This is a genomic window from Chitinophaga sp. Ak27 (genome assembly GCF_012726295.1).
Classification (GTDB): domain Bacteria; phylum Bacteroidota; class Bacteroidia; order Chitinophagales; family Chitinophagaceae; genus Chitinophaga.
In genome coordinates, this window is sequence record NZ_JABAOB010000003.1 from 564,731 (window position 1) to 586,057 (window position 21,327).

14 protein-coding genes are annotated in these 21,327 nt (G+C 48.2%); 10 read left to right on the forward strand and 4 right to left on the reverse strand.

Annotation, left to right across the window (positions count from 1 at the left end; translation table 11 throughout):
- Positions 1-234: 234 nt before the first annotated feature.
- The 9 genes from HGH90_RS13780 to HGH90_RS13820 all read left to right on the forward strand — a co-directional run bounded on the left by HGH90_RS13780 (position 235) and on the right by HGH90_RS13820 (position 14,569).
- Complete coding sequence (locus tag HGH90_RS13780) at positions 235-3,294, forward strand: SusC/RagA family TonB-linked outer membrane protein (protein ID WP_169191327.1); 3,060 nt, start codon at positions 235-237, stop codon at positions 3,292-3,294.
- An 18-nt stretch (positions 3,295-3,312) separates the two neighbouring features.
- Complete coding sequence (locus HGH90_RS13785; RefSeq protein ID WP_169191328.1) at positions 3,313-4,857, forward strand: RagB/SusD family nutrient uptake outer membrane protein; 1,545 nt, start codon at positions 3,313-3,315, stop codon at positions 4,855-4,857.
- Between the two features lie 161 nt (positions 4,858-5,018).
- On the forward strand, positions 5,019-6,974 hold the full coding sequence (locus HGH90_RS13790) for a heparinase II/III family protein (protein WP_169191329.1): 1,956 nt from the start codon (positions 5,019-5,021) through the stop codon (positions 6,972-6,974).
- Positions 6,975-7,093: 119 nt separating this feature from the next.
- Positions 7,094-8,359: a DUF2264 domain-containing protein gene (locus HGH90_RS13795; protein WP_168761983.1), complete on the forward strand. Its 1,266-nt coding sequence runs from the start codon at positions 7,094-7,096 to the stop codon at positions 8,357-8,359.
- A gap of 30 nt (positions 8,360-8,389) precedes the next feature.
- On the forward strand, positions 8,390-9,232 hold the full coding sequence (gene kduI, locus HGH90_RS13800; protein WP_168761984.1) for a 5-dehydro-4-deoxy-D-glucuronate isomerase: 843 nt from the start codon (positions 8,390-8,392) through the stop codon (positions 9,230-9,232).
- 18 nt (positions 9,233-9,250) lie between these two features.
- Positions 9,251-11,467, forward strand: a complete 2,217-nt coding sequence (locus tag HGH90_RS13805; RefSeq protein WP_169191330.1) for a glycoside hydrolase family 88 protein — start codon at positions 9,251-9,253, stop codon at positions 11,465-11,467.
- A 49-nt stretch (positions 11,468-11,516) separates the two neighbouring features.
- A complete protein-coding gene (locus tag HGH90_RS13810; protein WP_168761986.1) occupies positions 11,517-12,278 on the forward strand; it encodes an SDR family oxidoreductase in 762 nt (253 codons plus the stop codon).
- A 17-nt stretch (positions 12,279-12,295) separates the two neighbouring features.
- On the forward strand, positions 12,296-13,351 hold the full coding sequence (locus HGH90_RS13815; RefSeq protein ID WP_168761987.1) for a LacI family DNA-binding transcriptional regulator: 1,056 nt from the start codon (positions 12,296-12,298) through the stop codon (positions 13,349-13,351).
- Between the two features lie 21 nt (positions 13,352-13,372).
- Entirely contained in the window at positions 13,373-14,569 is a 1,197-nt protein-coding gene (locus HGH90_RS13820) for a glycoside hydrolase family 88 protein (RefSeq protein WP_168761988.1), read from the forward strand.
- Positions 14,570-14,665: 96 nt separating this feature from the next.
- Here the strand turns inward: HGH90_RS13820 and HGH90_RS13825 are convergent, their stop codons facing one another.
- From HGH90_RS13825 to HGH90_RS13840, 4 genes are all read right to left on the reverse strand, one after another.
- Entirely contained in the window at positions 14,666-15,193 is a 528-nt protein-coding gene (locus tag HGH90_RS13825; protein WP_168761989.1) for a GNAT family N-acetyltransferase, read from the reverse strand.
- Between the two features lie 28 nt (positions 15,194-15,221).
- The gene (locus HGH90_RS13830; RefSeq protein ID WP_211172637.1) at positions 15,222-19,121 is read right to left on the reverse strand and encodes a Pls/PosA family non-ribosomal peptide synthetase; all 3,900 of its coding nucleotides are present in this window, start codon (positions 19,119-19,121) and stop codon (positions 15,222-15,224) included.
- Between the two features lie 228 nt (positions 19,122-19,349).
- Positions 19,350-19,769: an SRPBCC domain-containing protein gene (locus HGH90_RS13835; RefSeq protein WP_169191331.1), complete on the reverse strand. Its 420-nt coding sequence runs from the start codon at positions 19,767-19,769 to the stop codon at positions 19,350-19,352.
- 430 nt (positions 19,770-20,199) lie between these two features.
- Positions 20,200-21,036 (reverse strand): methylated-DNA--[protein]-cysteine S-methyltransferase, encoded by an 837-nt coding sequence (locus tag HGH90_RS13840; RefSeq protein ID WP_248277007.1) that lies wholly within the window; start codon positions 21,034-21,036, stop codon positions 20,200-20,202.
- Between the two features lie 35 nt (positions 21,037-21,071).
- Between HGH90_RS13840 and HGH90_RS13845 the strand changes: the two genes are divergently transcribed.
- Positions 21,072-21,290, forward strand: a complete 219-nt coding sequence (locus HGH90_RS13845; protein ID WP_169191333.1) for a hypothetical protein — start codon at positions 21,072-21,074, stop codon at positions 21,288-21,290.
- Positions 21,291-21,327 lie beyond the last annotated feature (37 nt).

A 21,327-nucleotide genomic window follows, 5' to 3' on the forward strand; every position in this document is an offset into this window, starting at 1 on the left:
AAAATAATTCGATATTTTTGATTTCAACAGGCCGTCCAATAGAGCAAATTAACGAGAGAAAACGGTGTTTATAGCTTCGTAAGTAGTTTACAAACAGGTGTTTATATTTTTTTTAAAGCCAAATCTAACTTTAGTTCCATTTTATAGAAACATGCAGGATCAGTGAACAATCAGGTGAACAAAATTTTGTAGTCTCATTCATTTTAATGCAAACGTTTACATAAAAACACGTTTATGAAAAAACTGCTAGGGGCATCGCTATGCATATGGGGAATATGTGTACTTCAGACAGCCAATGCCCAGGAAAAAAAATCAATCAAAGGAATTGTCAGAGATGAACAAGGCGCTACCGTTCCCGGCGTAACCGTGGGAATTAAGCACAGCGGCACCGGTACGGTAACAGGGCCCGACGGCTCCTTTCACCTCAATGTTGCAGAAAAAGATACCCTGGTATTCAGCTTCGTAGGGTATAATAAAAAGGAAATAGCTGTTAACAATCAAACAGATCTGAAAGTAAAGCTGGAATCCAGCGCCACCAGTCTCAATGAAACCGTAGTCGTAGGATATGGTGTACAAAAGAAGATAAACCTCTCCGGCGCTGTTACCAGCGTAAATTTTGATAAAACCATGCAAAGCCGCCCGGTAACTGATCTGAGCACCGCGCTCAGTGGTATGGCGCCCGGTGTAAGCGTATCGCAGGCATCCGGACAGCCGGGCCGTGAAAATGCTACCATCCGTATCAGGGGCGTAGGCACGCTGAATAATGCAGATCCCTTTATCCTGGTAGATGGTATTGAAAGCAGCATGAGCGATGTAAACATGGCCGATGTGGAAAGCATTTCGGTACTGAAAGATGCCTCCGCAGCCGCAATTTACGGTTCCCGTGCAGCGAACGGCGTAGTGCTCATTACTACCAAAAAAGGAAGGAAGGGCAAAGCAACGGTATCCTACAATGGCTACTATGGGGTACAGAAAGCCACCAGGCTGTTTAATGTGGTCAGTGACTATGCCACCTATATGCAACTCATGAACCGCGTTGCCACAGCCGATAATCCAAGCAATACCCCGCCTTTTAAACAGGCTACTATTGATGCCTGGAAAAATGCCACCGACAGAACCCTGTATCCCAACACCGACTGGATGGACGTACTTTTTGGACAGGGAAAACTGACAGGTCATACGGTATCAGTATCCGGCGGCTCTGAAAAGAATAGCTATTATATGTCGCTCGACTACCTGCGTAATGACGGTATCGTCAAAAATACCAGCCAGGACAGGTATATGATGCGCCTGAATGCAGACCAGGAGATCAGCAAAAAAATTAAAGTAGGCGCCAATATCGCCTTAACCTGGAAAGAACGTCGCGAACCACAGGATGTAGGCAGCATACTGTCGCTTGCGGGCAGCACTACGCCCGGTATGACGCCCAAAGTGGTGGATGCCAGCGGTACCCGCTATGGTGGCCGTAATACCGACGATGAAAACGGGCAGCTGGATAATCCCCTGCAATACATAGAAACCTGGTCCCGCCCCAACCGCCAGCAGCGCGCATTTGCCAAAGTATGGGGGGAATGGAACATCATCGATGGCCTGAAATTACAGGTAAATGGAGCAGGCGATTATTTTAATATGGGCCAGAAAAGCTATGCCTTAGCCGGCGCTATCCAGAACAGGTGGAACTTTCAGAAGAACGTAGTGGCACAACAGCTGGATCAGCAACCGGCTACCCTGGCACAACTGGATAGTACCAATCTGCATCTGACCTACTTCGCTACACTGAACTACAACAAGAACTTTGGAGCAGATCATCATATCAATGTGCTGGCAGGGATGAGTACAGAATCTATCAGGGGCACACTCTTTACCGGTAGCATACAGAATTTTCCTACCAACAATACCTGGGAACTGGGCGCCGGACTGGAACAACCGAAAGTAGGAGGTACTTCCGATATTTATAAAATTGTTTCCTATTTCGGACGTATCAACTACGACTATAAAGGTAAATACCTGCTGGAAGCCAATCTCCGTAGAGACGGATCTTCTAAATTCCGCTCCGGCCTGCAATACGGCGTTTATCCTTCCTTCTCTGCTGCCTGGCGCCTGATAGAAGAGCCTTTTATCAAGGATGCGATACCAGGGTGGGTGAATAATTTAAAGCTGCGTGCTTCCTGGGGAAAACTGGGTAACGACCGGATTCCGCTGAATGCCTTTATGAGCCTATATTCTGCCGGCGTAAACTATAACTACGGCGGTACCATCTCTGCTGGCCTGGCGCCTTTGGTGATGGCCAATCCCAACATCACGTGGGAGAAAACAACAACCTCCAACCTGGGGTTAGACGCTAACCTGTTTAACGACCATTTCAACCTCACTTTCGATGTATTTAATCGCCGTACTTCCGATATCCTGGTACGTTTGAACCTGTCGTCGCTGTATGGCGGCCTTACGGCTCCTTTCCAGAACGTAGGTATTGTGGATAACAAAGGGTGGGAGCTGACCTTAGGTTACAACAACAAAGCCGGCGATTTCAGCTATGGCATATCCGGTAATGTCAGCAACATCAATAACAAAGTGGTTAAATACCAGGGCAATGCCATTGGTACGCTCGGAGGCGCTTCTGTACTGAAAGAAGGCTGGTCTATCGGTACCCTGTACGGATTGCAGACAGCGGGCATTTTCCAGAACGACGATGAAGTAAAAGCCTGGGCTAAACAACGTACCGCCGGATCAAATAAACCTGGCGACCTGAAATTTGTGGACATGACCGGAGATCAGATAGTAGACGGTAATGATCGTATCAACATGGGTAACACCATTCCTAAATGGTACTATGGCCTCAACCTGAATGCGGGTTACAAAGGATTTGACCTGGCGCTGTTATTCCAGGGTGTGGGTGGCGTAAACCGTTATTACCAGGATAACTGGTATACCACCGGTATCCGTGCCGGCCGCGAAATTAATGCCGACTTCCTGAACGCGTGGACACCAGACAATCCTAACACCAATATACCGCGGTTGACCGCTGCCGCCAATACAGACAACACGCAGGCGAATACTTTCTGGGTACAGCATGCTTCTTTCGTGCGACTGAAGAATATCCAGTTATCCTATACCCTGCCAAAGAAAATGTTTACCAGCACTATTTCCAGCATCCGTGTATATGTGAATGCACAGAACGCATTTACCTGGACTAAGTTCAAAGGGCTGGATCCGGAAGTAAGCGATTATACGCAGCCGGGCATACAGTATCCTAACGTGCGGGTGATAACAGGTGGTGTAAACGTGATCTTCTAACTATTTAAAGGGTAAGTAATGAACAAGATATTAACCGCAATATGCGCATGCAGTTTATTAGCACTGGGTGCCTGCAAAAAAGATTTCCTGAATACTACTCCTTCTGATAAAGTATCTGATGCAAATTTCTGGAAAACAGAGAAAGACGCGAATGCAGGTGTGAGCGCCATTTACAACGATCTTCAGAACAATGATATTTTTGGGTTGTATGTATACAACGACGGATTAACACCATCTGCTTATATCTGGGATGATGGGGGCACTGGTATGGGGCCTATTACAAAGGGGAATATGAATCCATTTACCAGCGCAGTAGTGAATAAATTCAAAGCGTTGTACAACGGTGTTTTCCGGGCTAACCTGGCGCTGGAAAAACTGCCAGGTATCAGTAACATGAGTACTTCAGTTAATCACCGTTTGATAGCAGAAGCTACTTTTTTAAGGGCATTGTATTATTATCAACTGACAGATTTTTATGGTGATGTACCGCTGATCACCAAAACGCTGGCATTGGGAGCGCCATTGCCTGCCAAAGAAACGAGAGCCAACCTGTTGGCATTTATCATCAAGGAAGCAGGTGCAGCAGCCGATTCACTGCCGGTAAGCTACCCGGCATCGCTGGTAGGTCATGCTACCCAGGGCGCCGCGCTCACCTTGAAAGCCAAGGCACAGTTGCTAGCGAAGCAGTATACAGATGCTGCCGCCACCTGTAAAACCATTGGTGGGTTGGGATACGATTTATACTCCGACTATAGAAGTATGTTTATTTCTACCAGTGCGGAAAATAACGTGGAAGTGATTTTTGACATACAATACCTGGCGCCGGGATTAGGGCAGGGTAGCTTACTGGATAAGCGTTTATCTACCCGAAGCTCCTTTTCCAGTGGCTGGAGCAACGTGTATCCTTCTGTGAACCTGGTGAATAATTATGAGATGAAGAATGGTAAGATGATTACAGATCCCACTTCCGGTTATGATCCTGCCAACCCGTACAATAACCGTGATCCACGTTTAGACTATACCGTAGTAAGACCTGGATCTACCTGGAAAAATATTCCTTACGCCAACCTGAGACTGGATAATGCGGCTACTTTTACCGGTTATCTTACCCGGAAATACGTATTGGAAGTAGATGGCTTTGGCGCGGGTGATTCACCACTGAACTTTATTATCTTCCGTTATGCCGATGTATTGCTGATGCTGGCAGAAGCAGAAAACGAAACAGCTGGCCCGGATGCTACCGTGTACACTGCTGTTAACCGGGTAAGGGCCCGTAAAGGTGTAGATATGCCGCCTATTCCTGCCGGTAAATCGAAAGAAGAGATGCGGGATATTATCCGTCATGAAAGGATGATAGAATTTGCCATGGAAGGAACCTACTATTCGGATATTCGCCGCTGGGGCATTGCTACACAGCTGATGAATGGCCTGGTGGTGACTAATATTGCCGGTCAGCAGATTGACAAGATTAATTTTGTAGATGCCTTTAATTTATGGCCTATTCCACAGGTGGAGATTGATTTGAATAGCAACCTGGTACAAAACCCGAACTATGTTAAGTAGAGCTGGAAGCTAAAAGCATAAAGCTGAAAGCTATTGAAGCGAATAATTGAAGCGAGTATTTCATAATAAGCTATCCGCCTGCATTATTCGCTTCAATAGCTTTCAGCTTTGTGCTTTTGCCTTTTTGCTCATTTTGTTATCTTTCTGAAAATAAATGTCCTATGTACATTAAAAATATTGTTGGTGCATTAATGCTTGCGGTGAGTTCCGGGATGTTTACTGCTGCAATAGCACAGGAACAGGCGAAAGAACGGAACTACCTGTACAACGAATATCAGCGGGAAGGTGGGGAGACTGTTTTCAGGAATATCGCCGGATGGAGAGCGCAATGTTTGCAGGGCCTTGTCGGGAAAATGAACAATTTGCCGGTGTCTGTAAAGGCAAACCTGTTAAAGGAAGCTGATAAAGCCATGTCTTTTAACTGGCCTGCTTTGCCGGCTACGCTATACCTGCAGTACCGGGATAATGGTAACCGGGTCAACTTTGAGAATGCGCAATTTGAACGACGTAAGGTATTGACAGCCCTGGTAGCAGGAGAGCTGGCAGGGGGCAATGGCAAGTATATACCGCAGATTGTAAATGGTTTATGGGTTATCCTGGAAGAGAGCACCTGGGTATTGCCAGCGCATGTGGGCGCCCAAAAGGCTGGTACCGATTTACCGGATCCCACGGAGCCTGTGGTGGATTTGTTTGCCGGTGAAACATCCGCCACCCTTAGCTGGGCGCAATTCTTACTGCATGACCAGCTGGACAAATTTTCCCCCATTGTGAACAAGCGGATCACGTATGAGCTACAGCACCGTATTGTAGCGCCTTACCTGCAGCGCACTGATTTCTGGTGGATGGGCTTCAAAGGCCAGACGGTGAATAACTGGAATATCTGGATTAATACGAACGTTTTACAAACTGCCTTACTGAGTATAAATGAAACGGACATACGTAATCAAGTAATTGAAAAGGCGATTCACAGCGCCGATAATTTTCTCAATGGCTATCCGGAAGATGGAGGGTGCGATGAAGGGCCTACCTATTGGGGACATGCCGGTGGCAAGTTGGCAGAGTTTACTACCTGGCTAACAGATGCTTCGGGGGGTATGCTAAACTGGAGAAGTAATGAGCTGATTCATCGCATAGGCGCCTATATTTATAAGATGCATGTTGACAGTAGCCGGTTTGTGAATTTTGCAGATGCTTCTGCCAGCACTATTCCTCCGCCGCACACCGTGTATCTATATGGAAAAGCTTTTGGTGATCTCTCTCTGAAAAGTTTTGCAGCTTACCTGGCGGCGTTGGACAATCCGGATACCACGAAGATAAAAGCGCCGTCGCTGGCTTTCTTTCTTTATAACATGGCATTAAGGGATCAGCTGAGGGGAGTACAGCCAGCAGCACCTTATACCACCGAAAACTGGTTACCTGATTTACAGGTATTATCGCTCCGCTCGAAACAAGGTACAGCCAAAGGCCTGTTCTTTGCGGCACAGGGCGGCCATAATGCAGAGAGCCATAACCATAATGACGTGGGCAATTTTGTGTTGTATATGGATGGCGCGCCGGCGTTGATAGATGTAGGGGTGGGTACATATACGAAACAAACGTTTAGCGCAGACCGTTATCAACTATGGTTTATGCAATCGCAATGGCATAACTGTCCTACTGTAAACGGCGTGCAGCAGCACGATGGGCGCCGGTTTGGGGCAAAGGATGTACATTACGGCAATAATAAGCTTAGCATGGATATTGGTGCAGCTTATCCTGAAACGGCTATGATACAGTCGTGGAAACGCACTTTTACTTTTAATCCGGCGAAGCAATCGTTGCTGCTGGAAGAGGCTTACCAGTTGACCGCCTGGAAAGAACCGTTCTTATTGCACTTTATGACTTGCCTGCCAGCAGACACTCATACGCCGGGTAAGGTAGTTCTACAGGGGAGTACAGCTAACCTGGAGATGACTTATGATCCCGCATTATTCGAGGTGATCACAGAAAGGCAGGAAGTTACCGATGGGAGGTTGTCGCCGGTATGGGGGGATCATGTTACCCGTATCAGTTTAAAGGCACGTAAACAGGCTTTATCGGGGCAGCACAGCGTTAGTTTTGTAATGCGCCGGTCCTAGTGGATTTCCGGTTTTTTTATGAAAAAGCTTGAATATTGCAAACGTTTGCATTACATTAGTGCTGTTACAGCTGTATATCCGCGAAAGAGTCACATTAACCACGTCAAAGTAATTCTACATTGGAACGCAGAAACTTTATCAAAATAGCGCCGCTGGCTGGATTAGCCGGGGCTATCGCGCCGGCCGGCGTACTGGCCTCTGCCATGAATGCGCGTAGCGCTTCCGTTATGGGAGCTGCCATGCCTGACCGGCAGTACCAGGTAAATTTATTACATCGCATTGCTCGGCCGGTAGTAGAAAATATGAGTAGAGGCACGTTAAAGAAAAACATGCCTTTGGAGAAAGGCCCGGGATATGGATTGGCAGTAGAGAAAGTGACTTATCTCGAGGCATTTGCCCGTTGTATATCAGGCCTGGCGCCCTGGCTGGCATTGCCCGACGATACTACAGCGGAGGGCAAACTGCGGCAGGAAGTACGTGGGCAGGTATTACAGGGCATTGTGAACGCCGTGAATCCCTCTTCTCCTGACTATCTTAACTTTCGCTCAGAAGGCCAGCCACTAGTGGATGCTGCTTACCTGTGCCAGACTTTTATGCGGGCGCCGGAAGCGCTGTGGCAACCCCTGGATAATGCTACCAAAGCTAATGTAGTGAAAGAACTGAAAGAGCTGAGACGTATCCGTCCGGCTTATAATAACTGGTTATTGTTTGCCGGTATGGTGGAGGCTTTCCTGTTGTCGATCAGTGAAGAATGGGAGCCAATGCGCACCATGGTAGCCACCAGGAAAATACAGGAATGGTATGCAGGGGACGGCTTTTACAGCGATGGGCCGCAGTTTTCACTGGACTACTATAACGGCTATGTAATACATCCTATGTTTACAGATATGCTGAAAGTATTGGTAGATAAAGGACAGTGGGCGAAGGCCGATTTAGAACAGGGTATCAAACGCATGCAGCGCTATGCCGAACTACAGGAGCGCATGATTGCGCCGGATGGCACTTACCCTGCATTGGGAAGGTCAATGACCTACCGCACGGCTGCCTTTCAGCCGCTGGTACAGCTGGCGCTTCAGCACCAATTGCCCGAAGGTGTTACACCTGCACAGGTACGTTGTGCCATGACCGCCATTATGAAAAATATTTTCGAAATGGAAGGCACCTTCGATAAACAGGGATGGTTACAGCTGGGCATTTGCGGACATCAGCCGGAAGTAGCGGACGTATATACTTCCACCGGTAGTTTGTATATCTGCACCAATGGCTTCCTGGCATTGGGGTTGCCTGCCACAGATCCTTTCTGGACCGATCCTGCTGCAGAATGGACGGCGCAAAAAGTATGGTCAGGAAAGAAGATAAAGAAAGATTACCACGTCAACTATTAGTATCAGGTATTATAAAACATTGAACACTATATGAGCACCACGTTAGCATCCAGGTACGCCAGCAGCCCCACAGAAGTGAAGCACATGGATACCGCACAGCTGAGACAGGCTTTTTTAATGGAGAAACTTTTTGAAGCAGATCATATTCACTGGACGCATACACATTATGACCGCTACCTGTTTGGCGGCGTTATGCCCGTGAATGGTGCGATAACACTGGAAACCGTCGATCTCCTGAAAGCCAGCTATTTCCTGGAAAGAAGAGAGCTGGGTATGATCAATGTTGGCGGCGATGGCATCGTAACAGTAGACGGTGTAAGATATGAGCTGGCATTTAAAGAAGCGCTCTATATCGGGAAGGGAAGTAAAGACATTGTTTTCCAGAGCAGGAATGCACAGCATCCGGCTAAATTTTACCTGAACTCTACCCCGGCACATCATACGTATCCTACCCGCAAAGTATCTAAGAAAGAGGGGGAAGTGGTAACGCTAGGCACATTGGAAACTTCCAATCATCGTACTATCAACAAACTATTGGTGAACAGTGTACTGGAAACCTGCCAGCTGCAAATGGGAATGACAGAGCTGCAACCTGGCAGCGTATGGAATACCATGCCGGCACATACGCACGACCGGAGAATGGAAGTATATTTTTACTTTGAAGTACCGGAAGGACAGTCGGTTTGTCACTTTATGGGACAGCCACAGGAAACCCGCCATATCTGGATGCAAAATGAACAGGCAGTGATTTCACCTCCCTGGTCAGTACATGCTGGTGCGGGCACCAGCAACTATACCTTTATCTGGGGAATGGCTGGTGAAAACCTGGATTACGGTGATATGGATCATTGCAAGATCACGGATTTACGTTAACTGATAATAGCTGTTATCATGATGAAAACAATTATCGCAGGGAGCCTGCTGGGCTTGTCTCTCCTGCCGGCCGGCCTACCGGTATATGCTGCCGGTCTGGCTACAGCAAGGCATGCCACGGTATTCGAAGATGTGTTTACAGCGCCTGCTGTAAGAGCACAGATGGAGAAAGTAGCCTCCTGGCAATGGCGTTACATTACAGAGCGTGGCTGGAATCATGCGCCTACCGACTGGACCAACGGTGCTATGTATGCAGGTATGATGTCGCTGGCACAGGTAACCGGCCGTTCATTTTTTATAGACCGCTTGCTACAGGTAGGAAGGGACAACGAATGGAATACGGGGCCTGATCGCTTTTTCGCAGATGAATATTGCGTAGGTCAGTTGTATGCGCAGTTGTACAGCGTATATAAAGACCCAGTGATGATAGACCGCTTCCGTAAGCTGGCCGACAGCATTGTAGCGCAACCACATACCGAGTCGCTCGAATGGAAGAATGGCATTCATCACCGCGAATGGGCCTGGTGTGATGCCTTGTTTATGGGTCCGCCCGCACTGGCTTATTTGTCAACCGCCACCGGCGATCCCCGTTATCTGGAAACTGCCGATAAGCTATGGTGGAAGACGACCGATTTTTTATACAATAAGCAGGATAGTTTGTATTACCGTGATGGCAGCTATATAGGTAAGAAAGAAAAGAATGGTACTAATGTGTATTGGAGCCGCGGTAACGGATGGGTAATGGGCGGCCTGGTACGCATGCTGGATAATATGCCTGCAGGATATGCCGGCAAAGCGCGTTTCCAGGAGTTGTACAAGCAAATGGCTTATCGGATAGCTGCATTACAAACTGCAGATGGCACCTGGCATGCGAGTTTACTGGATCCGGCTAACTACCCTGCCAAAGAAACGAGCGGCACTGGATTTTACGTATATGCGTTGATGTGGGGTGTGAATAACGGGTTACTGCCGGAGAAAGAATTTATGCCGGTGATACAGAAAGGATGGCAGGGATTGGTGGGTTGTGTACATCCCAATGGTAAACTGGGTTTTGTACAGGAAATAGGCGCTGCTCCGGGAAAGGCCACCGCAGATGATACCGAGGTATATGGCATTGGTGCATTCCTGTTAGCAGGGTCAGAGTTGATTAAATATGATTTGAAGAAAAATCCTGTTGCGCTAACCATCTCCAATAACACGGGTATTAACCGGGAAGGAGATCTGGTAGAGATCCCCTATGCTTTGCTGGCAGCTAAGGCAGGAAAGTCTTTGCAGTCGCCTTTTAAGGTAGTGGATGCGTTAAGCGGACAAGAAGTTCCTTACCAGCTGACCTATGAAGGGGGCAAAACGGCTAAGCAGTTGTTGTTGCAGGTAACCGCACCGGCGGCATCGCACGTATATGCCCGTTTGGAAAAGGGTACTCCTGCGCCGGTGAAAACAGCCACCTATGGCCGTTATGTACCGGAGCGTAAAGATGACTATGCCTGGGAGAATGACCGGATGGCTTATCGTATGTACGGAAAAGCTTTGGAACAGGTGCCGAAGGAAATGGCCTATGGTATTGATGTATGGGCGAAGCGGACTACGGATATGGTGATAGATACCTGGTATAAACTGGATAATTATCATCACGACAATGGTCAGGGACTGGATTATTTCAGTGTGGGCCTGACGTTGGGAGCTGGCGATACCGCGCCTGCCGGCAAGGATACCATCTATTATCCAAAGAATTACCGTCAATGGAAATCGCTGGACAATGGGCCGTTGCGTACTACGTTTGCGCTGACTTACGACAGCTGGCAGGCTGGTGGTATACCCGTTATTGTTACCAAAACAATTTCGCTGGATGCGGGTTCGCAGCTCAATAAAATGTCTATACAGTATCATTTCAAAGGAAATGAGCTCCCGGTGGTAACCGGATTGGTGAAGCGTAAAGATCCGGGTGCTATGCTGCTGGATGAAAAAAATGGCGTGATGGGTTACTGGGAGCCGGTGCATGGCGAAGATGGTACTATTGGTACGGGTTGTGTATTTGCCCGCGAAGTACCTGGTATGAAGGCAGATAATATACACCTGTTGAGTCCTGGTACAGCTGGTAATCAGCAGCCGTATGTATATTATTTCGGGGCGGCCTGGAGTAAGGGAGGCCGGATTGCCTCGGCGGATGCCTGGTTCGGCTACCTGGAGGCATTTTCACAGAAGATCAAACAACCTTTGCAGGTGAGTATTCAATAATATTCTCTTCCTTCCGCTACACTTGGAAGGAAGAGCTTAACTTATTTTTATGGACTTATTTCAGTTAAAAGGAAAAACGGCACTGGTAACAGGATGTAAACGCGGCATCGGTAAAGCGATGGCGGTGGCGCTGGCATCGGCAGGTGCGGATATCATTGGGGTTTCGGCTTCCCTGGAGCTGAGCGGCAGTGAGGTGGAAAACGAAGTAAGGGCCCTGGGGCGTAATTTTAAGGCGTACCAGTGCGATTTCTCCAGCCGGGAAGCGCTGTATACCTTTATCGGGCAACTCGGTCAGGAAGCGCCTGTAATTGATATCCTGGTGAACAATGCGGGTACTATCCTCCGGAAGCCGGCAGCAGAGCACCCGGATGAGTACTGGGACGAGGTGATTAACATTAACCTGAATGCCCAATTTATCCTGACCCGTGAAATTGGAAAAGGAATGATTGCACGTGGAAGCGGAAAAGTTATCTTTACAGCCTCTTTGCTCACTTTCCAGGGAGGTATTAATGTACCGGGTTATGCAGCCAGTAAGGGGGCTGTAGGATCACTGGTAAAGGCATTTGCCAATGAGTGGGCTTCAAAGGGAGTGAACGTGAATGCCATTGCCCCGGGATATATTGCTACGGATAACACTGCGGCATTGCGGGCTGACCAGCAGCGGAGTACTTCCATCCTGGAGCGTATTCCGGCAGGGCGCTGGGGAACGCCGGAAGATTTTGCAGGACCAGTTATTTTCCTGGCTTCCAGAGCGGCAGACTATGTACATGGAACCATTCTCACCGTTGATGGCGGCTGGATGGGAAGATAAAAATTTATACTCCACACATGAGCAAACGTACTGAAAAAACGATTGTAGATATTGCGGAAGAGTTAAAGCTCTCTGTATCTACGGTGTCACGTGCCCTGAATGATAATCCTAACATCAGCGCACGTACGAAGGATAAGGTGAAGAAAATGGCCCGCAAGCTGGGGTATCGCCCCAATGCGCTGGCAGCGGGATTGCGCAATAACAAAAGTAAGACCATCGGTCTTATCGTACCCCGTATTTCCATGTTCTTCCCGGCGACGATCAGTACTATTATTCAGAACAAACTGCAGGAGTATGGGTATAACCTGATCATTTGCCAGTCGAACGATTCCTACGACCAGGAAGTAGCTCTGGTAAATACCCTGTACTCCGCCAGGGTGGATGGTTTGGTGGTATCCACCACCTTATATACCACCGACTTTTCACATTTTGATGTTTTTAAGGACAATAATATTCCCCTGATCTTTTTTGACCGGGTTCCCAAAGATTACAATGTGAAAGTAATTAAGGGAGATGATTATGTAGGAGGATATACCGCTACTACGCATTTGATAGAAAGGGGATGTAAAGACATTGTGCATATCTCCGGGCCGCTTACCTGTAATCTATATGTAGAACGGGTATCGGGCTACAAACATGCATTGCAGGCGCATAAGCTGCCTTTCAAAAAGACACGGGTGTTTTACCAGGAGCTGACCCGTGATAATGCCTGGCAGGTCTGCGAAAAGATATTCGCGCAAACGCCTTATCCCGACGGTATTTTTGCTTCCAATGATACCACAGCTATTACCATTATGGAGTATTGCCGTAAAATAAATGTGCGGGTGCCGGAAGACCTGAAAATTGTAGGGTATTCCAACGATCCGCGTACGGAAATAGTAACGCCTCCCGTTACCAGCGTAGACCAGTATCCGGCGATGATGGGCGAGCGGGTGGTGGCTGCTTTGATGGAGCTGATTACCAACCAGGCCTCTGCTACAGCGCCCCGTTATTCACAGGAAATAATACCTATTCAACTGATAGCCCGCGAGTCTACAGCCGGAACGGTAAAGACCAGCGGAAAAAAGAAATGATCATTTTACAATCAAACGTTTATGAAAAAGAACCTGTTCTTTACGGTATTGCTATTGCCGGTACTGATAATGCAAACGTATGCGCAATCCGGTAAAGCGGACAAGGCCCTGCTGGCAAAAGCCGATGCCTCCCTGCAATTTGCCGCACGACAATATAAACTGATGATGACCCACGTGCCGGATAGCGTATTGCCCCGCACTACCAATATCAAAGATGGCAGCTTAATGACTTCCAATTCCGGTTGGTGGACTTCCGGTTTTTATCCCGGTACCAACTGGTATTTGTATGAATATACAAAAGACCCGGCATTCAAAGCAGAAGCTTTGAAGCGTATGGAACTGGTTAAAAAAGAACAATTCAATACCCATACACATGACCTGGGATTTATGATGTATTGTCCCTTTGGCAACGCATTAAGAATCACGAAAGACACCGCTTATAAGAGCATATTGCTCACCAGCGCCAGGTCTTTGTCTTCCCGCTTTAATCCTACAGTGGGCTGTATCAAATCATGGGATCATGGCAGCTGGAAGTTCCCGGTAATCATCGACAATATGATGAACCTGGAGCTGCTGAACTGGGCTACGCGTGAAAGCGGCGATCCGCAATTTGCGAAGATTGCCCGCACACACGCCAATACCACTATCAAAAATCATTTCCGCCCCGATTACAGCTCCTATCATGTAGTGGATTACGATCCGGCCACCGGTGCTGTTCATGAACGTAAAACGCACCAGGGAGCGGCCGACAGCTCTGCGTGGTCACGTGGCCAGGCCTGGGGCCTGTATGGTTATACCATGATGTACCGGGATACTAAAAACAAGACTTACCTGGAACAGGCCCGCCATATAGCAAATTATATCCTCAACAATCCGAAGATGCCGGCAGACGGGGTGCCTTACTGGGATTACGATGCACCTAATATTCCGGATGCACCCCGCGACGTATCTGCTGCAGCAGTAGCTGCATCTGCATTACTGGAGCTGAGTGGCTACACCAATAAAGCTGATGGCAAACGGTACTGGAATGCAGCAGAAAAGATGCTGAACAGTCTTTGCAGCCCGGCTTACCTGGCTAAGGAAGGAGAAAACAATGATTTTATATTAATGCATAGCGTGGGTTCCCTGCCACATAAATCGGAGGTGGATGTGCCACTTACGTATGCCGACTACTACTTTGTAGAGGCCTTGCTGCGGTATAAGCAATGGGCGAAGTAATAAAGCATAAAGCATAAAGCAAAAAGCTATTATGAAGATCAATAAAAGCGATTTTTAAATATTCGCTAAGATCAATCTTCATAATAGCTTTTTGCTTTACGCTTTCTGCTCCGGAAACAGTGGCAGCGTGTTTTTTCCGTCGTCGGTTAACCATTTCTCGTACACCAGTCTTACCGGTGTATAATGTTGAGTGTCGAGGAATCGCTGCATGCGGTGATTATTGGTAAGGGTATACCTGACGATCCTGCGTATACCTTTCGCGATATAAATGTTCTCCAGCTCCTCGTTCATCAGGCGGTAGATGCCCTGGCGACGGAAGGCTTTATCTACATAGCCATCTGATACGTACAACGTATCATTGGTATAATCTTCAATACGGCTTTCATCTGTTTCTTCCAGGTAAGCAAAGATGAAGCCTGCCGGGGTATTATCCACGTATGCCACCAGGCAGGTGCCCTCGCAGGTTTCCTGGGTGTCTATTACATGTTGCATGTAGTCGGCCGCTATACTTTCCCAGGCCGCTGTTTTTAGGAAAAATTCCTTTTCCGAGATATGCAGCTGCTCCATCATGCTGTTGATAAGCGCATAATGTTCGCGGATCTGTATGGGTTGGATAGTGATCATTTTCGTTTTCCCGTCGGCGTTATAATAACTATTCTGGCTTTACCGGACTGCCTGTCCAGCTGGTACCAGGTTGTAATTTTTCTCCTTTCATCACCAGCGACAGCGGGGTAATGTTGACATCATCCCCGATTTCGCTATCGTATAAAATGATAGACCTGGCGCCTATGCTGCTTCTGCGGCCTATTTTGATGGCGCCTATTTTCATGACCCTGTCTTCAAACAGGTGTGTTTGCGGGCCGCTGTCTTCATTCAACACGCTGTCTGATCCGATTTCCACCATATCAAATTCGGTAATATCGGCGGTGTTGAGTATAACGCGGTAACCTGTTTTTACGCCCAGCAGCCGGAGTAAAACCGGCAGCCAGGGAGTACCCTTCAGGTATTCCAGCAGGAAGGGGATAGAAAGTGCTTCGTAGGTAGAAGTAATCGCTTCACTGCGCCATACTTTGGATGTCCACATGGGGCTTTGTAATGGTTTATATACCCCTGTTAGCACCCACTTCAGTATTACGGTGAAGAGGAAGGCAGGGAGCCCGAGGAAGAACAGGTAATAGAAGGGAAACTGCAGTAAGATCATCCACCACGGTTTATCTGTTACCAGGTCGTGCGCATAGGCAATGAACAGGATACTGCAGCAGATCACTACGGTTTCAGGAATGAGTATACGTACAAACTCCACGAAAGCTCTGGCCAGCCGGCGTTGCGGCGAAGGCGTGGTAGTTAGTTCCGGCGGAAAGAAATGGCTTTCCTGCCTGCGGGGCAGTGCAATAGCAGGTGAGCCAAACCAATCGCGGGCTTTGTCGGCAGCCATTTGCTCTTTAGAGGGCGGCGTAGATAATACGCCGATCAGCATATTTTCCGGCAGCACATATCCCTGTGGAATGAGGGCGCTATTGCCTACAAAGCTGGTATTGTGAATAACTGTTTTTTCCAGGATGAGTTGCTGTCCACGTACATCTGATTCGCCGAGTGTAACGGCATCCGCAATAAAAGCGCCATCGCCTATTTCCAGGAGCGGATGAGTAACACTGCTGGCAGTAGATACTTCGGTATTTTTCCCGATTTTGGCGCCCAGGGCACGAAACAGCGAGGATATATACACTGTAGCGAAAATGGGGTGTATTACAATCAGCGTGAGGGACATCAGCTGATCTGCAAACCATTTGCGTACATAAAAGATGCTGTACACGGGATAGGTGCCGGGTTTGATGCCCCATTGCAGCAGGCGGGTGAGCAATACCGTTTGACTGGTAAACAGTATGATATAGCTCAACGCCAATGCCGGCGTGATCACCATGTAGTTAAAGTTATAATCCGGCGCCGCATTATCCATCTGGTTAAGGGTAATGATGGTGGGTAATAACGGTAATAACACGGTGAAGGGAAACACCAACAGGAACAAAGAGAAAATAATGCTGTATTTGAATCGGGTAGCATTGGATACCGGGAGCGGTTGTGGCAGTTCGCTGATGCTTTTGGTAGTTTTCAGGGTAGCGGGACTTCCCTGCCATACTTCCCCGCTTTTAGCGGTAGTACCAGGAGAGAGATAACTAAGATCCTGCAGTTCGCTCCAGGCTTCCATAACGGTGTCGCCTCCAATAATGGCGCTACTGCCAACATAGGCGTGGTCGCCCAGGTACACCGCACGCAATTTCAGGAACCCGTCTTCAATAAAAGCATTGTTGATCACCGCCTGGGAGCTGATGCTTACATCGCTGCCGATCGTGACCAGGTCTTCTGCGCCAATGGTAACTGCGCCGAGTTGTGCGTCGGGAGCTATCTTTACGCCCAGCATACGCAGGTAGGCCGGATACAAGGGGGTGCCATTCAGGAATTGTGACGGCATCAGGCGTTGGCTGGTTTTTACCAGCCACCAGCGGAAATAGTAGCTGCCCCACACGGGGTAGTCGCCTGCTTTCATTTTACCAATGGCCAGCCATTTGGTGGTGATGATAAGTGCAGAAAACAGGGGCGGCAACAGGCAGAACATGACCAGGGCGGTCAGGATAGCATATCCCAGGTGGCTGGTAGCTTGTTCTACGTAATAGTAGCCCAGGTATGGCAGGAATATCTGCATGGCAAATAAACCGAAGATCACGAGGACGGCGATCGTTTGGAAGAACCAGCAGGTAAGGTGACGCCACCAGGGCACTTTGTTAAATACTTTCTCTTTGTGTTGACCGGCCTGTGGTTGGGCGGACCATACATTTACGAGTTCCTGTAAAGGCCGGTGTATATAAATATCTTTCAGAGATGCCTGTGGTATATTGGCTTCCTTGCGTAAGCGGGAAACAAAGGCGGCGGCCAGCAGGGAGTGTCCTCCCAGGTCGGTAAAGAAGTCCTGTTGCAGATCAATATTGCGATCGGGGAATACTTTAGCCAGGATTGTCATGATCCGGTCCTGCAATGGCGCGTTGGGGTCGATGGCTTCGTGGCTGGTTACCTGGGTAAAGGCGGGTGGTACCGGCAGCGCTTTCCGGTTTATTTTACCGCTTGGGAGCCTGGGCATATCGTCGAGCACCATAATGATACCGGGTACCATGTAGGTGGGTAATACTTTGGCCAGATGGCTTCTAAGCATCGGTTCATCTACCGGCTGGCTATCTTCACTTACTACGTATCCCACCAGCTGATCCTGGTCGTTGCCGTCTTTTTTAACGGCAACGGCTGCAGCGGCAACGCCGTCTACCGCATGCAACTGGTTTTCTATTTCTCCCAGCTCAATGCGGTAACCGCGTAGTTTGATCTGGTCGTCGAGCCGGCCCTGGAAATCGATGCTGCCATCGGGCAGTATAACAGCGGCATCGCCGGTACGGTACAGGCGATCGCCGGGTAGTTCGCTCATGGAGCTTGGTTTATCCACAAATTTTTCCCGGGTAAGTTCGGGTCTGTCGATATAACCGGCGCCTACGCCAGGTCCTGAAATCACCAGCTCTCCCCGTTCTCCGACGGGCAGGATATCCAGTTTTTCATTGACTACGGCCATGTTATAGTTAGGTAACGGCTGGCCGATGGTAATATAATCGCCGGGTTTAAGCGCGGCGAAAGTGGCGCTAACCGTTGTTTCCGTGGGGCCATAGCTATTGAAGAAATGGCGTGGGGGAGCGGCCCATCTGGCCAGTACCTGAGGGGTACAGGCTTCTCCGCCGGCATTGATTAGGCGCAGGGAGGGGATATTATCATCCATGATGGCCAGTAAGCTGGGCACGGCATGGAGTACTGTAATTTTCTCTCGGTGCAGCACATCGCCCAGTTCATCAATGGCTTTGGCAGTAGTAGCGTCGGCTACCCAGAGGGTAGCGCCCACGAAGTAACTGAGCCAGGTTTCCTCGCACCACATGTCGAAGGATACGGAGAAGCCCTGGTATACCTTATCGTTGCTACGGATGTTCAGCACTGTTTGTTCAGCCCGGATCAGGTGGCATATCTGCCGGTGACTGATGGGGATGCCCTTAGGTTTGCCGGTGCTGCCAGAAGTATATAAAACGTACGCGAAATTATCGGGAGAAGGGCCCTGGCTAAGGGTAAACACTTCTGTACTATCGGGAACGGGGGGAACTTTCAGGACGGCTGCCTTCAGTTGAAGCGGTTCTTCACTGAAGCAGGCCGCTGCTTTCACTTCTGTGAGCACGCCTTCTACGCGTTCTGCCGGCATTTCCCGGTCCAGTGGCACATAAGCGGCGCCGGCCTTGATAATGCCCAATATAGCGGCATGTAATTCCATGCCCCGGGGCCACCATACCCCTACTACGCTGCCTGGTCCTATCCCGTTTGATTGCAGGAAGGCAGCTACCGCATCACTCCAGTGATCGAGTTCTTTGTAGGTGAGCATTTGTTGTTGGAAGATCAACGCCGTATGATGGGCATGAGCTTGCACAGTACCAGAGAATATATCTGCCAGGGTTTCATGGTGGAGCAAATCTGGCAACTGGGGCCCCTTAACTATACTATAAACATTCATAAATTCGCGTTCCCGTAGGTTCATTGGTATTACGTATCCGCAAAGTTACTGGTAAGAATCGGTGTATAGTCTTATAATATCCTTAAAAATAATAGATTATTTGCTGAAAATTTCTTATTATAAAAGGGTGCGGGCGGCTTCTGTCTGTGATCCACCTGATCGTATAGGTGTTACCGTTATAAGCGCCACGGGTATTTATGCATTGAGCTGCCGGCTGATCTCGTCGAGCACACGGCTCCAGTAGCCTTTCATCAAGTCCCTTTCCTGCTCATTTTTCAACCACTCGTGATGGAAACTGATGGTTGTTTTTTCTTTGGCAGGGATAATACGTATTTGCAGGGTAGAAGTTTGCGGGTCCCCAGATTGCTGCCATTTCATACGGATGACTTTCCCCGTGGTCACAGAAGATACCAGGATCGTGATACCAGTTTTGTTAGTATAAGTGCTCCCTTTTTCAAATGGAAGGTCCGCTTTGTCATCCAGCCAGGAACTGAGTACGGGCTGCGTAAACAGCATCTCCCATGCCTGGTGGGCCTCCATGGTAAAAGTACGCCTGATACCTATTTCCCAGCCCTGTGAGGTAGTGTGACCTACTTGTTTTTTCCCTGACGTCATTCTTTTTTACAGGAAGTTACGAAAAGCGGAGATATTGAGATGTATAAACTATTGATAATGTGTGGAATGCTGCCAGGATAGCGAGAAAGAAATAAAACAAGCATATTAATACTTGAAAATGTAAAATATTTTTTTACTTTTAAGTAACGCTAAAGTTCGACTTCAGCGGGATAAAACGAAACGACCAAAATTCTGAACAATATTTCCAGCGCATTAATTGGGTTGATTAATTAGTAAGAAAGACCAAAATCTGATTCCATGAGAAAATCACTACTCATGCCGGGCGGCATGTCGTCATTACCTTTTATTTCCCTGTGCCCATAATAACTTCTTTTTTTCCTCGTCTAACCGGCAGGCATTTTTCAGTGCCAGTCTTTTTTTTCATAAGCAAAAACGGGGCTGTCCTTCACAAGCGGGCAGCCCTTTTTGTTTATGATCCGCTGACCTGTGTACGAGCCGCTTCCCAGCCTATCATGGCATTTTTACGGGAGATTCCCCAATGGTATTGACCAGCTTCGCCCGACGCTTTAATTACGCGGTGACAAGGGATCAGGAAGGCTACGGGATTTTGGCCTACTGCTGTGCCTACTGCGCGGGAGGCGCCGGGATGATTTATTTCTTCTGCCAGGCGGGAGTAAGTGGTGAGGTTACCCATCGGAATTTTCAGCAGGGCTTCCCACACTTTCAGCTGAAAGTCGGTGCCCCTGAGATGCAGTTTTATCTCAGACAGCCGGCTCCAGTCCTGGGTAAATATATACAGGGTATTTTGTTGTATAACATCTACCATTTGCATAAACTCCGCATGGGGGAACTGCTCTTTCAGCGTTTGCAGGGCTGCTTCCGGGTGATCGGCGAAAGCCATATGACAGATACCTTTGGCCGTAGAGGCTACCAGGATATTACCGAAGGGACTTTCTGCGAAGCTATAATTGATATGCAGGGCTTTACCACCATTTTTATATTCTCCGGGTGTCATACTTTCGATGTTAATAAATAAATCGTGTAAACGGCCGGTGCCGGAAAGACCTGCTTCAAAGGCAGCGTCAAATACGGTGGTTTTCTCTTCCCGTAGAATACTTTTGGCATAGTCCAGCGTGAGATATTGCAGGAACTTTTTGGGCGTTACACCTGCCCATTCCGAAAATACCCGTTGAAAATGGAAAGGGCTCATATGTACGGCCGCCGCTACTTCCTGTAAGTCGGGTTGCGTTTTGAAATTACTTTTTATGTAATCTATTGCGGTGGCTATTTTATCGTAATTATTCATGGCTTTATCATTTGAAGACAAAGTTAGTTCCATGAATGTCGGCAAAAAACCCGGTTATTGCGGAATCAGCCTCTCAATTGTCCGGCGCTACTACCAATGCAGCGGGCTATATCCAGCTGTATAAGAATTCGCCGGCTATGGCTTCCGGTTATAAGTTTAACGTAAACAGGGATTATCTTTCCCCCGCTTCCACTGTCGGAGTTACAGGTGTCGAACAGTGTGATGGAACAGAATCCGAACTGGTAAGTGTTTAGTAACATCCATGTTTATACGAAAATAACAGTCTTATTG

Coding starts and splice junctions, on each gene's coding strand:
- HGH90_RS13785 (WP_169191328.1), top strand. CDS start 3,313: ATGAACAAGATATTAACCGCAATATGCGCATGCAGTTTATTAGCACTG.
- HGH90_RS13835 (WP_169191331.1), bottom strand. CDS start 19,769: ATGACGTCAGGGAAAAAACAAGTAGGTCACACTACCTCACAGGGCTGG.
- kduI (WP_168761984.1), top strand. CDS start 8,390: ATGAGCACCACGTTAGCATCCAGGTACGCCAGCAGCCCCACAGAAGTG.
- HGH90_RS13840 (WP_248277007.1), bottom strand. CDS start 21,036: ATGAATAATTACGATAAAATAGCCACCGCAATAGATTACATAAAAAGT.
- HGH90_RS13810 (WP_168761986.1), top strand. CDS start 11,517: ATGGACTTATTTCAGTTAAAAGGAAAAACGGCACTGGTAACAGGATGT.
- HGH90_RS13845 (WP_169191333.1), top strand. CDS start 21,072: ATGTCGGCAAAAAACCCGGTTATTGCGGAATCAGCCTCTCAATTGTCC.
- HGH90_RS13790 (WP_169191329.1), top strand. CDS start 5,019: ATGTACATTAAAAATATTGTTGGTGCATTAATGCTTGCGGTGAGTTCC.
- HGH90_RS13820 (WP_168761988.1), top strand. CDS start 13,373: ATGAAAAAGAACCTGTTCTTTACGGTATTGCTATTGCCGGTACTGATA.
- HGH90_RS13815 (WP_168761987.1), top strand. CDS start 12,296: ATGAGCAAACGTACTGAAAAAACGATTGTAGATATTGCGGAAGAGTTA.
- HGH90_RS13780 (WP_169191327.1), top strand. CDS start 235: ATGAAAAAACTGCTAGGGGCATCGCTATGCATATGGGGAATATGTGTA.
- HGH90_RS13825 (WP_168761989.1), bottom strand. CDS start 15,193: ATGATCACTATCCAACCCATACAGATCCGCGAACATTATGCGCTTATC.
- HGH90_RS13805 (WP_169191330.1), top strand. CDS start 9,251: ATGATGAAAACAATTATCGCAGGGAGCCTGCTGGGCTTGTCTCTCCTG.